This window comes from Gallintestinimicrobium sp. (assembly GCF_046968865.1).
Lineage (GTDB): Bacteria > Bacillota > Clostridia > Lachnospirales > Lachnospiraceae > Gallintestinimicrobium > Gallintestinimicrobium propionicum.
Genome location: NZ_JBKVPW010000003.1, coordinates 277,794 through 295,323 on the forward strand (window position 1 = coordinate 277,794; position 17,530 = coordinate 295,323).

Sequence of the window (17,530 nt, forward strand, 5' to 3'; positions counted from 1 at the left end):
GCACGCGCAGGCGTCTGTAGCAGGAAAAGGAGTTCGACGGATGTCTGTTTTTTCCCTATCCAATCTGAAAAAAACCTGGAATTATCTGCAGAAAAACGGAATCAGAAATGCCGTGTGGGCGGTGTTGGAGCGGATTGGGCAGGAACAGGAGGTCTATACTTGGCAGGAGCCGGACGAAAAGACACTTTCGTTCCAACGGGAGCATTCTGCTTCCTTGCGCATCAGTATCATCGTTCCGGCATACCGGACGAAAAAAGAGCATCTGGAGGCGATGCTTAATAGCGTGTCGAGGCAGTCGTATCCGCACTGGGAGCTGATTGTAGCGGATGCGGGAGGCACGGCAGAGTCTGTACAGGCCTGGGCAAAAAAGAACGGAATCTGCCTGCGGAAAGCGGCAGATGCATCAAATCTTGCAGAATGGATGGATCAGAGCATCATGCTCTGCACCCTTTCCGAAAACAAAGGAATTTCCGCCAATACGAACGCAGGAATTGAACTTGCGGCGGGAGACGCGGTCGGTCTGCTGGATCACGACGATCTGCTGACTGCGAATGCGCTCTGGGAGATGGCGGATTGTCTGGAAAAAGAAAAAAAGCGCGGAAAACAAAAGCTTGTGCTGTTTTCCGATGAAGATAAATGCGACGGAGCGGCGAGCCGCTTCTATGAGCCGAATTTCAAGCTGGATTTTGACGGGGAATTGCTTTTGACCAACAATTATATCTGTCATTTTACGGTGATCGAAACGGCATTTTTGAAAGAACTAAAGCTGCGCAGCGGATTTGACGGGGCGCAGGATTACGATCTGATGCTGCGGGCGTATGCGGCAGGCGGACAGTTTGTGCATGTGCCGAAGGTGCTGTACCACTGGCGCTGCCATGAAGCGTCTACGGCGTCGAACCCGCAGAGCAAGCGCTATGCTTACGAGGCGGGGCAGCGTGCGCTGGAAGATTATTGTCTTCGAAAAGGCTGGAAGGCGACAGTGAGCGGGCTGAAACATCTTGGCTTTTATCGGGAAGACTATGAAGACAGTGTATTTTGCCAGCGCCCGGAAATCGGGATTTGGGCAAAGCCTCTGCCGGGCGGCAGGGATATTTTTGGCATCCGGCATCCGAAAGGCTTCCTGGTGAGCGGACTGTATGAAAACGACGGTTCAATGCGGTATGCAGGGCTTCGGAAAGGATATTCCGGACCGATGCACCGTGCAGCGCTGCAGCAGAGCGCACCGGCAGCAGACCTGCGCAGCATGGAGGTTTGCAGCGCATTAAAGGAGCGTTACGCGCAGACGATAGCGGAATTAAAAGAAGCCTGCCAGGGGCTTCCGACGGCAGCGCAGGAAACAAAGATCCTTCAAAAGAGTATGGAATTTTGTAAAGAAGCGACAGCGGCAGGGTATGGGATTTTATGGGATCCGCAGGCGTAAGCCGCAGATAGAGTGCACCGCGGCAGGCGGCTTTGTTGCTGCGTAGGCAGGCAATCCGCGCTCTGAGGCTTTCCCTCGCGCGGACGGCAAACACAGGAAACATGAGGAGCAAAATCGGTGGATGAAAACGACCGTGGTAATACCGAACTATAACGGAAAACATTTTCTGCAGGACTGTCTGGACAGCCTGCTTCAGAGCACAGTGGAAATCGCCGTGATCGTTGTGGATAATGGGTCGACGGACGGAAGTGTTTCGTGGATACAGGAGCATTTTCCGCAGGTGAAGCTGATCTGTTTTTCGGAAAATAAGGGTTTTTGTACGGCAGTCAATACCGGAATTGAAGCTGCTGCTACACCGTACGTTTTTCTTTTAAATAACGATACAAAAACCGACCGCTTCTGCCTGGAATGTCTGGAAAGGGCAATGGACGCGGATGAGAAGATTTTTTCAGTCGGGGCGAAGATGCTTTCGATGAAGGAACCGGAGCTTGTCGATACGGCGGGGGATCTGTACTCGGCATTTGGCTGGGCGTATGCGATTGGCAAAGGAAGGCCTTCTTCCAATTACACAGCGCCAAAGCGCGTTTTTTCCAATTGTGCAGGGGCGGCGCTCTACCGCAAGGCACATCTGGAGCAGATCGGAGGGTTTGACGAGCTTCATTTTGCATACCTGGAAGACGTGGATATCGGATACCGGGCGCAGATTTTCGGGCTGAAAAATGTCACAGAGCCGGCTGCAGTCGTCTATCACGCGGGGAGCGGTTCTACCGGTTCGCGGTACAATGCGTTTAAGGTGACGCATTCTTCGAGAAACAATATTTATCTGATCTATAAAAATATGCCGCTGCTGCAGCTGATCCTGAATCTGCCGTTTTTGCTGGCGGGATTTTTGATGAAACAGCTGTTTTTTATGAAAAAAGGATTTGGAGCGACTTACGCAAAAGGAATCCGGGCGGGAATCTGTCTGTCTGCTTCGAAAGAGGGACGCGCGCATAAGGTCCCCTTTGCAGGACGAAATTTGCTGCATTATTGCAGTTTGCAGTTACAGCTGTGGGTCAACCTGTTTCGGCGTGTGTGAGCGGTGATTGTGGGCGTACACAAGTGTTACGGTTCACCTGCGCGATTCGTAAAAATCCTTGTGCTTTGCTGGAAGGTATTGTATACTACATTTTGAATATGGGGACGAGCCGTAATGATAAAGGATAATCAACGTTATTTGAACCGGCTTCATGTTGTTGTAGATGCCGTGGTTACAGCAGCTTCCTATCTGTTGGCCTGGTGGCTGATGTTCGGGAGCCGCTTTGCAGATAAAGAAATAGGTGTACTGGACATGGGCATATATTTTTCCGCCCTTTATTTTGTTGTACCCGGTTATCTGATCCTTTATTACTGGAACAAATTGTATACGCCGAAGCGTGTACAACGCCCGGAAAATGAAATACTGAATATTATCAGGGCGAATCTGATCGGAATTATCCTGTTTCTTGCAGGGTTATACCTTGCCAACTCCATCGACCGCGAGCTGCAGCATTTTTCCCGCGGCATGCTGGCATTATTTGCCATCATCAATACGATTTCGGGAATTCTGGTGCGTGCGCTGATCCGTAGAATCCTGCATCTGATGCGCAAACGCGGTTATAATTTGAAACACATTTTGCTGGTGGGGTATTCTCGTGCGGCGGAAGCCTATATCGACCGGATTATCGCCAATCCCCAGTGGGGCTATATGGTGCGGGGCATTCTGGACGATAATGTGCCGAGAGGCGCGGTTTACAAGGGAGTCAAGGTGCTTGGTTCCATCGATAACCTGCCCTTTATCCTGCCGGAAAACAAACTGGATGAGATCGCTGTGACCCTTGCGCTGCAGGACTACGACCGTCTGGAAGAGATTGTCAATCTCTGTGAAAAATCCGGCGTGCATACGAAGTTTATTCCGGACTATAACAGCCTGATTCCGGGCAAGCCTTATACGGAGGATCTTGGCGGACTGCCGGTCATCAACATCCGTTATGTCCCGCTGAGCAACACATTAAATGCGGTTGCAAAGCGCGCTGTGGATATTGTCGGTTCGCTTTGCGGATTGATAGTGACGTCGCCGCTTCTTTTGATCGTAGCAATTTTGATCCGTGCGACGAGTAAGGGACCGATTATTTTCAGTCAGGAAAGAATCGGACAGCACAATCATGCGTTTAAAATGTACAAATTCCGTACAATGTATGTTCAGGACACCACGGAAGAAAAGAAGGGCTGGACGACGAAAAACGATCCCCGCGTCACAAAGGTGGGGCGGATTCTGCGCAAGACCAGCATTGATGAGCTGCCGCAGCTGTTTAATATCCTGATCGGGGATATGAGTCTGGTAGGTCCCAGACCGGAGCGCCCGCAGTATGTTGAGAAGTTTAAGGAAGAGATTCCGCGCTATATGATCAAGCACCAGGTTCGTCCGGGGCTGACCGGCTGGGCGCAGATCAACGGCTACCGGGGAGATACGTCGATTCGCAAACGAATTGAGTATGATATTTATTATATTGAAAACTGGAGCATGAGCTTTGATTTCAAAATCATGTTTTTAACTATTTTCAGAGGATTTATCAACGAAAACGCGTATTGATTTGGATGCGTGAAAAAAACACAAGGAGAGGAAAACATGTCAACAGGTACAAATAGCTCTAAGAGAGCACCGCAGAGAAGTGGCAGTTCCAGCAGCAGAAAAAAGATGTCTGCAAAGAAGCGTAAGGCAAAACAGAGAAGAAGAATCATCTTCTTTGCAGTAGAAATCGTAGCGCTGATCGTTTTACTGATTGCGATTGTCGGCGTCAATATGGTAACGAAGATTGACAAGATCAAGATCAATGAAGAAGATATTGTGGTAAACCCGCAGGTAGAAAATAATAAGGAAATGAAAGGCTACCGTAATATCGCACTGTTTGGTGTGGATTCCAGAAAGGGCAAGCTGGGCAAGGGCTCCCGTTCCGACACAGTCATGATCGCATCTATCAATCAGGACACCGGAGACGTCAAGCTGGTTTCCGTTTACCGCGATACCTACTTAAATCTCGGAACGGACAGCTACAATAAAGCGAATGCGGCATATGCGCAGGGCGGTCCGGAGCAGGCGATCAACATGCTGAATATGAACTTTGACCTGGATATCACAGAATATGTGACAGTGGGCTTTGATGCGCTGATCGAGACCATTGACGAGCTGGGCGGCATAGACATTGACGTGCACGATAACGAAATCGACCATCTGAACAACTATCAGCGAAGCATGTTCGTAGAAAATGAAAATGATGCGCTGAACGAGAACATCGTAAAGGTTACGCATTCCGGTATGCAGACGCTGAACGGTCTGCAGGCAACCGCATATTGCCGTATCCGCTATGTCGGCGATGACTTCGGTCGTGCAGAGCGTCAGCGGAAAGTGCTGATGGCATGTATGGATAAGGCAAAGACCATGAGTCCGACTACTCTGGTATCGATCCTGAACAAGGTGATGGAAAATGTATACACCAACCTGGATGTGACGGAAATGGCTTCCATCCTGTCCGATGTTGCAAATTATCAGATCGTAGCACAGGACGGTGTGCCATTTGAAGATAGCCGTGCAACCGGCACAATTGGCAAGAAGGGTTCCTGTGTTATTCCGCTGGATCTGGAAACAAACGTTGTCAAGCTCCATGAGCTGCTGTTCGACGTAACCGAGTACGAACCTTCCGATCAGGTAAAACAGTACAGCCAGAAGGTACAGGCAGACACCAGCCAGTATATGAAAAAGTAAAATATGGATTCTGTAAAAGTAGATGTTATCATTCCGACATTTCACCCGAAGGAACGTTTTCTGGCGCTGATGGAGCAGCTGGAGAAGCAGGTGCTTGCGGTGAACCGGATTGTAATTGTAAATACCGAAAAAAAAGCGTTTGAAGCGCTGATGGATTGCGACACATTTTTAAAAGAGCATCCAAAAGCGATGCTATTCCATATCTCTCAGGATGAGTTCGATCATGGAAAAACACGGAACCTCGCTGTTTCCAATTCGGATGCGGAGGTGTTTGTCTGCATGACGCAGGATGCGCTTCCGGCGGATGCGTATCTGACGCAGGAGCTGTGCAAGGCCTTGTTTTCCGATGAAAAAATCGCAGCCGCCTATGCAAGACAACTTCCGGAAGAAAATTGCAGCCGAATGGAACGCTATACGAGGCAGTTCAATTACCCGGAGCAGCCGTCGGTCAAAACAAAGGCGGATCTTTTGAGGCTCGGAATCAAGACATATTTTTGCTCGAACGTCTGCGCCGCCTATAAGCGCGATATTTTTGAACAGCTCGGCGGATTCGTGAATCATACGATTTTTAACGAGGATATGATTTATGCTGCCGGAGTGATTCAGGCGGGCTATGCGATCGCCTATGCAGCGGATGCGAAGGTGATTCATTCCCACAATTATTCCGGCTGGCAGCAGTTTACAAGAAACTTTGACCTCGGTGTATCCCATGTGCAGTACCCGGCTGTGTTTGACGGTGTGCCGCCGGAGGGCGAGGGCATGAAGCTGGTCAAAAAGACCGCCGTTTATCTTGCAAAAACCGCACCGTGGCTTCTGCCGAAGCTGATCTGGCAGAGCGGCATGAAATGGCTGGGCTACCGTTTCGGTAAAAAATACCAGAAGCTTCCGCCTGGGCTGGTTCGCTTCTGCAGTTTGCAGAAAGGCTACTGGAAGCAGGAGAAAGAATAAGACATAAAAAGTCGTTTCCGAAAAACTCCGGAAGCGGCTTTTTTCACAGAATGGACACAACTATTCGGTATACTGTCTGCAGAGCAAGCAGACGCACCGGATACGGCAGCGAATGAGAAAAGAGGTCACAACATGGGTTACGGATACGACCCGGAAGAAACAACCGGACAGGAGCATATGGACGGCACAGCGCCGGAGAGCGGCGGGCAGGAATACACGGACAGTGCACAGAAAACGGATGCGTCGGATATGTCGGCATACAGTGGCGTGTCCGATGACACATCGGCATATAGCAGCGGAAGCACGGGTGCGGCGGATAACGCACAGAACGCATCCGACAACATGCAGGACACATTCAACAGCGCATCGGACGCTGACCAGGGCGCGCAGCCCTCGCGCAGCCGTTACGAATATCAAAATTATTATAACGACAGATACCGGGGCGATGATTCAAAACAGAAATATGGCTATCAGCCAGGCGTACAGCAGACGCCTGCGCCCAAAAAAAGAGATTCTGCGGGCAAATGGATTGCTGTTAGCGCACTTGTCGTCATTTTTGTTTGCGTCTGCATTGGAATCGGCTTGATCGGAGTTTATTCGATCCGATCGGCAAATCAGCTGGATTCCGCGTCGGTCGGCGTTTTGGAGGTAGCTCCGGATGCAGGAGATGATGCAAAAAATCAGGAAGATGACGGAAACCATGCAGCAACAGACAGTCCCGAACGCTCTGAAGCAGGACGATCTGGAGATTCGTCCCTGACAGAGGATACAACAACGGGAGACGGACAGGTTGCTGCAGCATCGGAAATTGCACAGCAGCAGAGCGCATCTGCAGTTGTAACGGATGTAACGCAGGTTGTAGAAGCGGTAATGCCGGCGTGCGTTTCGATTACGAATAATTTTACACAGACGGTACAGGATTTCTGGGGACAGACTTATTCCCAGGATGAGACGGCAAGCGGTTCCGGGATTATCATCGGAGAAAACGAGCAGGAGCTTTTGATCGTTACCAACAATCACGTAGTGGACAGCACAGAGCAGCTGTATGTTCAGTTTATCGACGGGGAAACCGTAGAAGCGCAGGTAAAGGGTACCGATGCTTCCGCAGACCTTGCAGTCGTTGCAGTAAAACTGGATACCATTGCGAACAGCACAAAACAGGAAATCTGCATTGCAAGGATGGGAGATTCGGACAGCCTGAAAATCGGTGAACCGGCCATTGCGATCGGTAATGCACTAGGCTATGGACAGTCTGTGACGACAGGCGTTATCAGTGCACTGAACCGTAAGATAGATAGCAGCAATTCCGAAGAAGGAACTTCCCTGATTCAGACGGATGCAGCGATCAACCCCGGTAACTCCGGCGGAGCACTGCTGAATATGCGGGGCGAGGTGATTGGAATTAACTCCAATAAGATCGGCGGCTCGTCAATCGAGGGAATGGGTTACGCGATTCCGATTTCGACGGCAAGACCGATTATTGAAGATCTGATGGAACGCCAGACGCGGACGAAATATTCCGAGGAAGAGCGCGGATATCTTGGAATTTCCTGCATCAATGTGACGAGCGATTTGTCCGAGAACTTCAGTATGCCGCAGGGAATTTTTGTGGCGCAGGTTTATTCCGGAACCGGTGCGGAAGCTGCCGGATTGGTGCGCGGCAACATTGTGGTGGCGTTTGACGGCGTAACCGTTCAGAATCAGGAAGAGCTGACGAAGCAGATGCAGTATTATAAAGCTGGGGAGAGCGTTGAAATTACGATTATGGTAAATTCAGCAAACGGTTATCAGCAGAAAAACGTGACAGTCACGCTTTCTTCCTATGACCAGATCAATGCGGCGAGCAAGGCTGCACAGGAAAGCAAACAGAGATAAAAAACGGAACCGGGATGGCTGGGCGAGAGCTGCAGTCATCCCGGTTTTGCGAATAGCGCGTGTGAACAGTAGCCATTTCTGTACAGGAGACAGTTGTTTAGAGAAAGTTTACTTGTCTCAGGAACGATCCTGCATTATACTTTTGATAGCAGAAAGCGGAAGATGAGGTAACCGACTATGGATGAAAAAGAATTTGAAGATATTTGTTATATTTGCCGCAGACCGGAAAGCAAGGCGGGAAGAATGTTCCACCTGCCGAATAACATCTGTATCTGCGACGACTGTATGCACAAGACGATGGATGCGGTAAGTCAGTTCGATTATCAGCAGATGATGAATAATCCGATGTTCATGAACATGTTGAATAATCCGTTCAATCCGTATGGAGATCCAACAAAGTCGAATGGAACGTCAGGACAGAAATCTGCAGGCGGCGGAAACGAAAAAAGCGACGCAGAAACAACTGACGCAGAAACAACTGACGCACAGGATGGAAACAACGCATCCGACAACACTGCCGCTGACATTCTGGAGGCATCCGATGCGGATGACGATTCCAAGAATGTCTCCGACGAATCCTCGGGCAATAGAAGAGGATTCCCGAACATCAGCTTCATCAATCTTGCGGATTTCATGAACGACGGGATGCCGCAGAAACAGAAGATCAAGAAAAAAGGAACCGGCACAAAGCCGTTGATTGATTTAAAGTCCATTCCCGCACCACATAAGATTAAAGAGCAGCTTGATCAGTATGTGATCGGTCAGGAATATGCCAAAAAAGTCATTTCCGTAGCAGTTTACAACCATTATAAGAGGGTTGCCACCGGCACAATGGATGAGATTGAAATCGAAAAGTCCAATATCCTGATGATCGGACCTACCGGCAGTGGTAAGACCTATCTGGTAAAGACGCTGGCGAAGCTTCTGGACGTTCCGCTGGCGATTGCGGATGCAACCTCCCTGACAGAGGCGGGGTATATTGGTGACGACATCGAAAGCGTTGTGAGCAAGCTTCTCGCTGCAGCGGACAACGATGTGGATAAGGCGGAGCAGGGCATCATCTTTATCGATGAGATCGATAAAATCGCACGCAAGCACAACACGACTTCCCGGGATGTCTCCGGGGAATCGGTGCAGCAGGGCATGCTGAAGCTGTTGGAGGGAGCAGACGTGGAGGTTCCGGTCGGTGCGAACAGCAAAAACGCGATGGTTCCGCTCACAACAGTCAATACGAGAAATATTCTCTTTATCTGCGGCGGCGCGTTCCCGGATCTGGAAGAGATTATCAAACAGCGGCTGCGCAAAAAGACCTCGATCGGCTTTGATGCGGAGTTAAAGGATCGCTGGGATAAGGAAAAGGATATCCTTTCCATGGTAAAAGTGGAAGATCTGCGGACGTTCGGCATGATACCGGAGTTCTTGGGCCGTCTCCCTGTGATCTGCACGCTGGAGGGCTTGAACCGGGATATGCTGGTACGGATTTTGAAAGAGCCGAAAAATGCGATTTTGAAACAGTATCAGAAGCTTCTGGAGCTGGACGAGGTGAAGCTGGAGTTCACCGACGATGCACTGGAAGCGATTGCAGACAAGGCGATGGAAAAAGATACCGGTGCTCGTGCGCTTCGTTCGATTATTGAAGAATTTATGTTGGATATCATGTATGAAATTCCGAAGGATGACAATATCGGACGCGTGACGATTACCGGAGATTATATCCGGGGAACCGGTGGACCGCTGATTGATATCCGCAGTAACGGTTATTCGCTGGAAGAGCGGGATCAGATGAAACAGATCGCAGCGGCGGAAACGAAAGAAGCTTGAACTTTGAACTGCATGAAGAAAATGTTCGAAAGCTGAGAGTTCAACGGAATACTACAGGAACATATCAGCAATACTGCGCATATGCTGATATAAAATCCGCAGGGCACAGGGGGAAATTTCTGTGTTCAAAGGAGACAGATGAACTGTCGGGAAAAAATTCTTTCTGAAGATTATATGAGTATTTTGCTGGACTATGTGCCGGAGGAAGCAAATCAGGAGGACGAAGCCTTCTGCTATCAGCAGGTGGATGGAACTCTGGGAATTTATTATCTGGATCGGTCTGCGGTGCTGCCGCTTTCTCCGGTCAATTACCTGTATCGCTACCTTCCACAGTTGTTTTGCCTCGGTGCGTTTCCAGCGGCGGGAAGTCGGACGTTTCGTGCAGAACCGTTGGAAGGCTCCGGGATTCTGGCACAGCAGCGGCCCCCGTTGGAGTTGACGGGGCGCAGGGTAGTGATGGCGTTTATCGATACCGGGATTTCTTATGAAAACCCGGTATTTCGCTATTCTGATGGCAGCAGCAGGATTCTGGCGATTTGGGATCAGACGGATCAGAGCGGACAGTCGCCGGAGGGGTTTTTATATGGAACGGAATACGTCCGGGAACAGATCGACCGGGCGTTGGAGCTGGAAGATCCGCACAGCCTGGTGCCGGAAAAAGATGAAATTGGACATGGAACCGCAGTGGCGAGCGTCGCGGCGGGAAGCCGTCTGGAAGAGGGCAGCCTGTTTACCGGTGCAGCGCCGGATTGCGAGATTGTAGCAGTCAAGCTTCGCCCTGCAAAACAATATCTCCGGGATTATTATCGGATCGCGGACAAAGAACCGGCATACAGCACAGACGATATTCTGCTCGCTGTGAAATATGTGCAACAGTTTGTGATCCCGCTGTACCGTCCGATTGTGATCTGCCTGGGGCTGGGGACGTCCTTTGGAAGCCACAGCGGCGTTTCGTTGTTTTCGGAGTATTTGCAGAGGATCGCGCGCAGCGTTTCACAGGCGGTGGTGATCGGGGGTGGAAATGAAGGAAACACGGCGGGCCATTTTCGGGGGAGGCTGACAGAAAACCAGCAGCAGGTGGAGCTTCGGGTCGGAGAAGGCGTCACAGGATTTACGGCGGAGCTATGGGGAAGCAAGCCGTCAGTGTTCCGGCTTGCGGTTCGATCACCCGGCGGGGAGCAGCTGCCGGAGGTGGAATTTGGTCTGGGCAGCACAGTGGAATACACGTTTGTCTATGAAAAGACGCGGATACAGATTACAGATACTGCAAACGAACGCAATACCGGAGATCAGTTGATGCTGATCCGCTTTACAGCACCGTCTCCTGGCGTCTGGACATTTTTAATCCGTGGAGCACGGGTATTTCCGGAAAGTATTTTTGATATTTGGCTTGCACCGCAGCAGTTTCGAAGCGGCGAGCTGTTTTTTCTGGTTCCGGACCCGGATGTGACGCTCACAGTTCCCTCCTATACGACAGATGCGGTGACGGTCACTTTTTATAATAGTGAAAACGGAAGCTTTTATTACCGCAGCGGCAGGGGCTTTGGCAGAACCGGGGAGATCAAGCCGGATCTGGCGGCGCCGGGCGTGGAGATCAGCACGGTAAACGGTCCCTACAGCGGCAGCTCTATGGCGGCTGCACTTACGGCAGGAGCCTGTGCGCAGCTGATGCAGTGGTGCGTTGCGGAGAACAATTACCCGAGGATTTCCGGAAGGGGAATCCAGACGTTTCTAAGCCGCGGTGCGCGGGAACAGACACAGGAAGAATACCCGAGCAGAAGATGGGGCTACGGACAACTGGACATGAGGAGGACATTTGATGAAATTGCAGGAAATTATCCGGAATAACTACAAATTTGCAGGAATCGCTGCAGCATCCTTCCTGATTGACGAGGGAATGAAAAATTACGTAGAAGAATACGACGTGCTGGATACGCCGAAGGAAATTTTAGATGGAAAGGCGGTTCTGCGGCGCTATCACAACAAGGGCGCATTTTTAAATTTCGGAGAACAAAAACGAAAGCTGGTGACATTGCTGTCCGTTCTTCTGACGGTGGCAGTGCTGGTGGTGTTTGTGCTGACGCTTGGAATGCGCGGGAAAAAGCTTTTGAAGGCCGGGTTATCGCTTTTACTGGGCGGCGCTTTTTCTAATACCTACGACCGCGTGATGCGGGAATATGTCGTGGATTATGTCAGCCTGAAAACAGGAATTGCAGCGATCGATCGCGTGGTATTCAATCTGGCGGATCTTTGCATCCTGATCGGCACGATGGCGGTGGTGCTGGGTACGCGTGGACTGTAACAAACAATGTTTGCAATTTATAGTTGACAAAACAGGAGAAACTGATTATTATACGTATAAACATATCAAAAAAATAGGTTTAAAGAAACGGCGCATATATGCACAGTTTCGGCGGCATCGGATATTTACAGAACCAAACGATTTGTGATATGATAAGGGCTGATGTGTGATGGTTCGGAAATCCGAACCTAATCCTGAAAAACCAGGCATCTGAGAGGATGCTGGGAAGGCAGAGTGATAAAAGTGGAACCAATGATACGGATTGCAGGCGTCAGTAAGACGTTTTCTGTCAAAGACAATAAGGTGGAAGCACTGAAAAATGTCAGTCTTGACATTGCAAAGGGTGATATTTACGGCATCATCGGTATGTCCGGCGCAGGCAAAAGCACGCTGGTACGATGCTTAAACTTCCTGGAACGGCCCACAGAGGGTACTGTTTATGTGGAGGGACAGGATCTTTCTACCCTGGATGCAAAACAGCTGCGACAGCTGCGCAAGCATGTTGCAATGATCTTTCAGAATTTTAATCTGCTGATGCAGCGGACGGTTCTGGATAATGTATGCTTCCCGATGGAAATTGCGGGCGTGGATAAAAAGACAGCCCGGGAAAAGGCAAGGGAATTTCTAAAGGTAGTAGAGCTTTCCGACAAAGAGAAAGCATATCCGGCACAGCTGTCTGGCGGACAGAAGCAGCGAGTAGCGATCGCAAGGGCGCTGGCAATGAACCCGACGATCCTGCTGTGTGATGAAGCGACCAGTGCCTTGGATCCTACTACGACAAAGTCAATTCTGGCTTTGTTAAAGGATATTAACGAAAAATACGGCATTACGATCGTGATCATAACACACTCCATGGAAGTTGTTCAGGAAATCTGTACCCATGTGGCAATCATTGATGCAGGAGAGCTGGCAGAAAATGGTACAGTGGCAGATGTTTTTGCAAGCCCCAAGTCCAGAGCTGCAAAGAAGCTGGTATTTCAGGGGGATCAGAAGGTGGCGATTATGAAGAGCCGCCGCTGCATTCGCATCGTATTTACGAAGAACTCTTCTTTCGAACCTGTGATTGCGAACATGGTTCTGGAATGCAGGGCGAGCGTCAATATTCTGATGGCGGATACCCAGGACATCGGCGGAATTGCAACCGGTCAGATGATTCTGCAGCTTCCGGAGGAAAATCAGACCGCAGACAAGATGATTGCGTATCTGAGAGAAAAAAATCTTACAGTAGAGGAGTTGAAGGATTATGTTGAGTAGCAAGGAAATTAGCATGCTGATCGAGGCTACCGGCACATCCGTCTATATGACGCTGGCCTCTACCCTGATGGCATATGTGATCGGTCTCCCGATCGGAATTTTACTGGTTGTATGCGCACCGGGCGGCTTGAAGCCTAAGGCTGTGCTGTATAAGATCCTGGATTTTATCGTAAATATTACGAGATCCATTCCGTTCCTGATTCTGATGCTGCTTGCAACGCCGCTGGCACGTCTGGTGACAGGCAAATCCTATGGTGCAAATGCAACGATCATTTCACTGACACTGGCAGCAGCACCGTTTATTGCCCGTCTGGTGGAGTCTTCTCTTCTTGAGGTGGATAAGGGTGTGATTGAGGCGGCTCAGAGTATGGGTGCAAGTATCTGGCAGATCGTTTTTAAGGTGCTGATCGGAGAGGCGAGAGTTTCTCTGATCGTCGGTTCCACGATTGCACTGGGGACTGTGCTTGGCTATACTGCAATGTCCGGTGCCATCGGCGGCGGCGGCTTAGGGGATGTGGCGATCCGTTACGGCTATTCCAGATGGGATACCAAAATCCTTCTGGCGACGGTTGTACTGCTTGTTATTCTGATGCAGATCATTCAGATTGTCGGCAGCCGTTTATCCAAGAAACTGGACAGAAGACTGACCCATTGAGGGGCAGGATATTCTGTTTAGTCATAGAGTGGTTCCGGATACCAGAAAATCCGGCCGAGAGAGGAGAATATTATGAAAAGAAAAGTACTGGCACTGGCATGCACACTGGCACTGAGCGCAGGTCTGCTGGCAGGCTGCGGCAGCAGCACAGATACTGCTGCAGAAGCAGAGAGCACTGTAGCAGCTGTTGAAAGCACCGAAGCTGCAGAAGCAGAATCTACCGAGGCAGAAAGCACCGAGACTGCAGCAGAAGTGGAATCCAAAGGCACTATTACGGTTGCAGCAACTCCTGTTCCTCATGCAGAAATCCTGGAGGCGGCAAAAGATCTGATGGCTGCAGAAGGCTGGGACCTGGAAATCGTAGAATTTACCGATTACGTACAGCCTAACGAAGTAGTGGAGAGCGGCGATGTAGATGCAAACTACTTCCAGCACGTGAATTACTTAAATAGCTATAATGAAGAAAAAGGAACGCACCTTGCGATCGCAGGCAAGATCCATTACGAGCCTCTTGGTCTGTATCCCGGCAAGCAGAGCGACCTCGCTGCAATCACAGACGGCGCTGAAATCGCAGTTCCAAACGATACAACAAACTGTGCAAGAGCACTGCTGTTACTGGAGGCAGAGGGTCTGATCAAGCTGGATCCCGAAGCTGGTATCACTGCAACAGAGAATGACATCATTGAGAACCCTCATAACATCAAGATCGTTCCTCTTGCAGCGGAGCAGGTAGCCCGTACTCTGGAAGATGTTGACTTCGGTGTTATCAACGGCAACTACGCTATGGAGGCTGGCCTGACCAGTGCAGATGCAGTTGCTCTGGAGTCTGCTGATTCCGAAGCAATCCAGCAGTATGTAAACGTGGTTGCAGTTAAGGAAGGCAATGAGAACAACGAAGGTGTACAGGCACTGGTAAAGATTCTGAAATCTGATGAGATCAAAGACTTCATCAACGAGAACTATAAGGGCAGCGTTGTTCCTTACGACGGAGAATAATTTCCGCGAAGGACAGCTTTGAACCTGTAAAAGCGATGAACGAAATGAAAGAATGGAACATTTTCGGTCTGCTGTAAAAACAGCGCCGATAGAAAACTGCCATCTGACGGGAAACTGCCAGGTGGCAGTTTTTTTATCGTATAGGAAACTTCGTTTCCATACGATAAAAATGCTCCGCGAGGATGCGCACTCGGCGCAGGGGCAGATGGTTGCCGAGCATGTATTCTATTGTTTTACCTGAAAGGTAAGATGTGATATAATGAGCACGAAAGAAAAACAAGCGACGCCGAAGGCGGCATTTGTTTTTCTTGTGCCATTAGAGAACGAGCAGCCTGCGTAGCAGGCGGCAAAGCGCGTCAGCGCGGGCTCGTGATATAATGAGCGCAAGTGAGCGGGAACAGGCGAAGCCTGCTCATCGCGAACGGCGAAGTTATTGAGTGAGCTATGCTCACGATATAATGAGCGCAAGAGAGCGGGAACAGGCGAAGCCTGCTCATCGCGAACGGCGAATGCCGATCATGAACGAAGTTCATGATATAATGAGCGCAAGTGAGCGGGAACAGGCACGATACTGTGAAAAATGTGCCAAAAGCGCGTAAGTGTGAGCAATTATAAACAAAAGCCTCAAAGTGCCATTGCTGGTAGAATTTGTAATTAGGAGACTGGAATGAAACGATTTTTAGGATGGTTGGATCGCCGTTGGTACCTGTTTTTGGCAGGCGGCTGTATCGGCGCAGAGCTGCTGGTATTTTTGATTTTTCGGGAGAACAGCTATTTTACAGTGCAGGATAACCTCGATTTGTTTGTCGCGCACTTTCAGGTACTGAGCCACTCAAACAGCTGGTTTGCACACGGCGCGACGGTTCCGATGCTGGGCGGCATCAGCCGGGACAGCCTGAGCAGCGAATGGAACCTATACAATATTTTGTATACATTTATGCCGGTATTTTGGGCGTACCTGACGGGGTATTTTTTGAAAATCCTGATCGGGACAGGCTCTTTTGTTCTGCTGGCAAAGGATGTCTATCAAAAAGCGTATCCGCGGTACCGGGGAATCGCCTGGGCGGCTGGGCTGTGCTATGGACTTCTGCCGCTGTTCCCGGCATATGGAATCGCGTTTGCATCGATTCCGCTCGCAGTGTTTATTTTACGGCGGATCTATCGGAAAGAGGGAAAATGGTGGTATGCACTGCTTTTTGTCTACCCGTTTTTATCGTATTTTTCCTACTTCGGATTTTTTCTGCTGGCGTATCTGGTGTGTGCGGTTGTGATTGTGTCGATTCGAGACAAAAAATTCTGCGGTCGTCTGGCAGTCGCTGTGCCGGTGCTGGCGGCTGGCTATGTTTGCTTTGAATATCGTCTGTTTGGACAGATGCTGTTTTCGGATGTCAAGACGATACGGGAAACGATGGTAGAGAGCAATTTGAACTTTTCCGAGGTACTCGGTCAGATCAGGGAAGCGTTTTTGACGCCGGTGTTCCATGCGGCTTCCGACCATGCAGTTTTCGTGCTGCCGGTGTGCGTAATTGTACTCGTCTGGCAGCTGGTGGCGGCAGTTCAGAAGAAAAATCTGAAAAAGTTCAAAAGCAGCGCGCTTTTGTGGGTGCTCTTGCTGATCGTGTTCAATTGTCTGGTGTATGGATTGTACTTTCAGGGGGACTTCCGGGGATTGTTTGAAACGCTTCTGCCTCCATTAAAAGGTTTTCAGTTCAATCGAACCGTATTTTTCAATCCGTTTTTATGGTATGCGGCGCTGTTTCTGGCGTTAAAAGCGCTCTACGATACCGGAAAGCTTTTCTGGAAACGGATCGCAAATCTGGCAGCGTGCATTGCAGCTGCTGTAATTTTGCTCACACCTGCGGTTTACAATGAATTTTACTGGACCTGCTATCATCAGGCGTACCGTGCAGTGAAGCATACAGAGGTCAATCTGTTGAACTTCCGGGAATACTACAGCACCGACCTGATGGAGGAGATCAAGGCGGATATCAATTATGATGGAGAATATGCGGCCGGCTACGGATTGAACACCGCTGTGCTGGAATACAGCGGGATTTCCACGCTGGACGGCTATCTCGGTTTTTACCCACAGAGCTATAAGGAAGAATTTACGAAGCTGATCTGGCCTGCCTATGAGAGAGTGCCACAATGGCAGACCTATTACGGGGAATGGGGCGCACGGGCCTACCTGTTTGCCGGGAGCGGCGAGAGTATTTACAATCCTTACCGCAATCAGGTGCTGTCGGATCACCATTTATATTTAGACAGTGAACAGTTTGTAAAAATGGGCGGAAAATATCTTTTTTCCCGTTATGAGCTGGATAATGCAGAAGAGTTAGGCTTCACACTGCGGGGGATTTATTCGAACGAAAGCGCGCCGTATACAATTTACCTGTACGAAATTTGACAAAGTATTTGATACATGATATGATTGTGAGTAATGACCGCAGAGAGCGGTGCTGACAGATAAGGATAAGG

General features: G+C 49.8%; 13 protein-coding genes. All 13 read left to right on the forward strand.

The genetic code is table 11. The features are described 5' to 3' along the window. The first annotated feature begins 40 nt into the window (after nt 1-40). The 13 genes from ACLTOQ_RS04700 to ACLTOQ_RS04760 all read left to right on the forward strand — a co-directional run bounded on the left by ACLTOQ_RS04700 (nt 41) and on the right by ACLTOQ_RS04760 (nt 17,459). Complete coding sequence (locus tag ACLTOQ_RS04700; RefSeq protein ID WP_412318913.1) at nt 41-1,420, forward strand: glycosyltransferase; 1,380 nt, start codon at nt 41-43, stop codon at nt 1,418-1,420. A gap of 121 nt (nt 1,421-1,541) precedes the next feature. Beyond that, nucleotides 1,542-2,498, forward strand: coding sequence for a glycosyltransferase family 2 protein (locus ACLTOQ_RS04705; protein WP_412287547.1), 957 nt, complete (start codon nt 1,542-1,544; stop codon nt 2,496-2,498). A 114-nt stretch (nt 2,499-2,612) separates the two neighbouring features. Beyond that, nucleotides 2,613-4,031 (forward strand): undecaprenyl-phosphate glucose phosphotransferase, encoded by a 1,419-nt coding sequence (locus ACLTOQ_RS04710; RefSeq protein WP_337755123.1) that lies wholly within the window; start codon nt 2,613-2,615, stop codon nt 4,029-4,031. Nucleotides 4,032-4,067: 36 nt separating this feature from the next. Further along, complete coding sequence (locus ACLTOQ_RS04715; RefSeq protein WP_412318915.1) at nt 4,068-5,201, forward strand: LCP family protein; 1,134 nt, start codon at nt 4,068-4,070, stop codon at nt 5,199-5,201. Between the two features lie 3 nt (nt 5,202-5,204). Then, the gene (locus ACLTOQ_RS04720) at nt 5,205-6,149 is read left to right on the forward strand and encodes a glycosyltransferase family 2 protein (RefSeq protein WP_308728108.1); all 945 of its coding nucleotides are present in this window, start codon (nt 5,205-5,207) and stop codon (nt 6,147-6,149) included. A gap of 132 nt (nt 6,150-6,281) precedes the next feature. Continuing rightward, nucleotides 6,282-8,024, forward strand: coding sequence for a S1C family serine protease (locus ACLTOQ_RS04725; RefSeq protein WP_412287548.1), 1,743 nt, complete (start codon nt 6,282-6,284; stop codon nt 8,022-8,024). A 177-nt stretch (nt 8,025-8,201) separates the two neighbouring features. Beyond that, nucleotides 8,202-9,845: an ATP-dependent Clp protease ATP-binding subunit ClpX gene (gene clpX, locus ACLTOQ_RS04730; protein WP_412318917.1), complete on the forward strand. Its 1,644-nt coding sequence runs from the start codon at nt 8,202-8,204 to the stop codon at nt 9,843-9,845. Between the two features lie 138 nt (nt 9,846-9,983). Beyond that, nucleotides 9,984-11,693, forward strand: a complete 1,710-nt coding sequence (locus tag ACLTOQ_RS04735) for a S8 family peptidase (protein WP_412318918.1) — start codon at nt 9,984-9,986, stop codon at nt 11,691-11,693. Beyond that, nucleotides 11,665-12,147, forward strand: coding sequence for a signal peptidase II (locus ACLTOQ_RS04740; protein ID WP_412287550.1), 483 nt, complete (start codon nt 11,665-11,667; stop codon nt 12,145-12,147). Before ACLTOQ_RS04735 ends, ACLTOQ_RS04740 begins: the two co-directional genes overlap by 29 nt. Before the next feature lie 243 nt (nt 12,148-12,390). Beyond that, nucleotides 12,391-13,401 carry a methionine ABC transporter ATP-binding protein gene (locus ACLTOQ_RS04745; protein ID WP_412279121.1) on the forward strand — a complete coding sequence of 337 codons (1,011 nt, stop codon included), beginning with the start codon at nt 12,391-12,393 and terminating at the stop codon, nt 13,399-13,401. Then, nucleotides 13,391-14,056, forward strand: coding sequence for a methionine ABC transporter permease (locus tag ACLTOQ_RS04750; protein ID WP_021915031.1), 666 nt, complete (start codon nt 13,391-13,393; stop codon nt 14,054-14,056). Before ACLTOQ_RS04745 ends, ACLTOQ_RS04750 begins: the two co-directional genes overlap by 11 nt. Nucleotides 14,057-14,128: 72 nt before the next feature. Continuing rightward, nucleotides 14,129-15,052, forward strand: coding sequence for a MetQ/NlpA family ABC transporter substrate-binding protein (locus ACLTOQ_RS04755; RefSeq protein WP_262585067.1), 924 nt, complete (start codon nt 14,129-14,131; stop codon nt 15,050-15,052). Nucleotides 15,053-15,719: 667 nt separating this feature from the next. Then, a complete protein-coding gene (locus ACLTOQ_RS04760) occupies nt 15,720-17,459 on the forward strand; it encodes a DUF6044 family protein (RefSeq protein ID WP_021913984.1) in 1,740 nt (579 codons plus the stop codon). Nucleotides 17,460-17,530 lie beyond the last annotated feature (71 nt).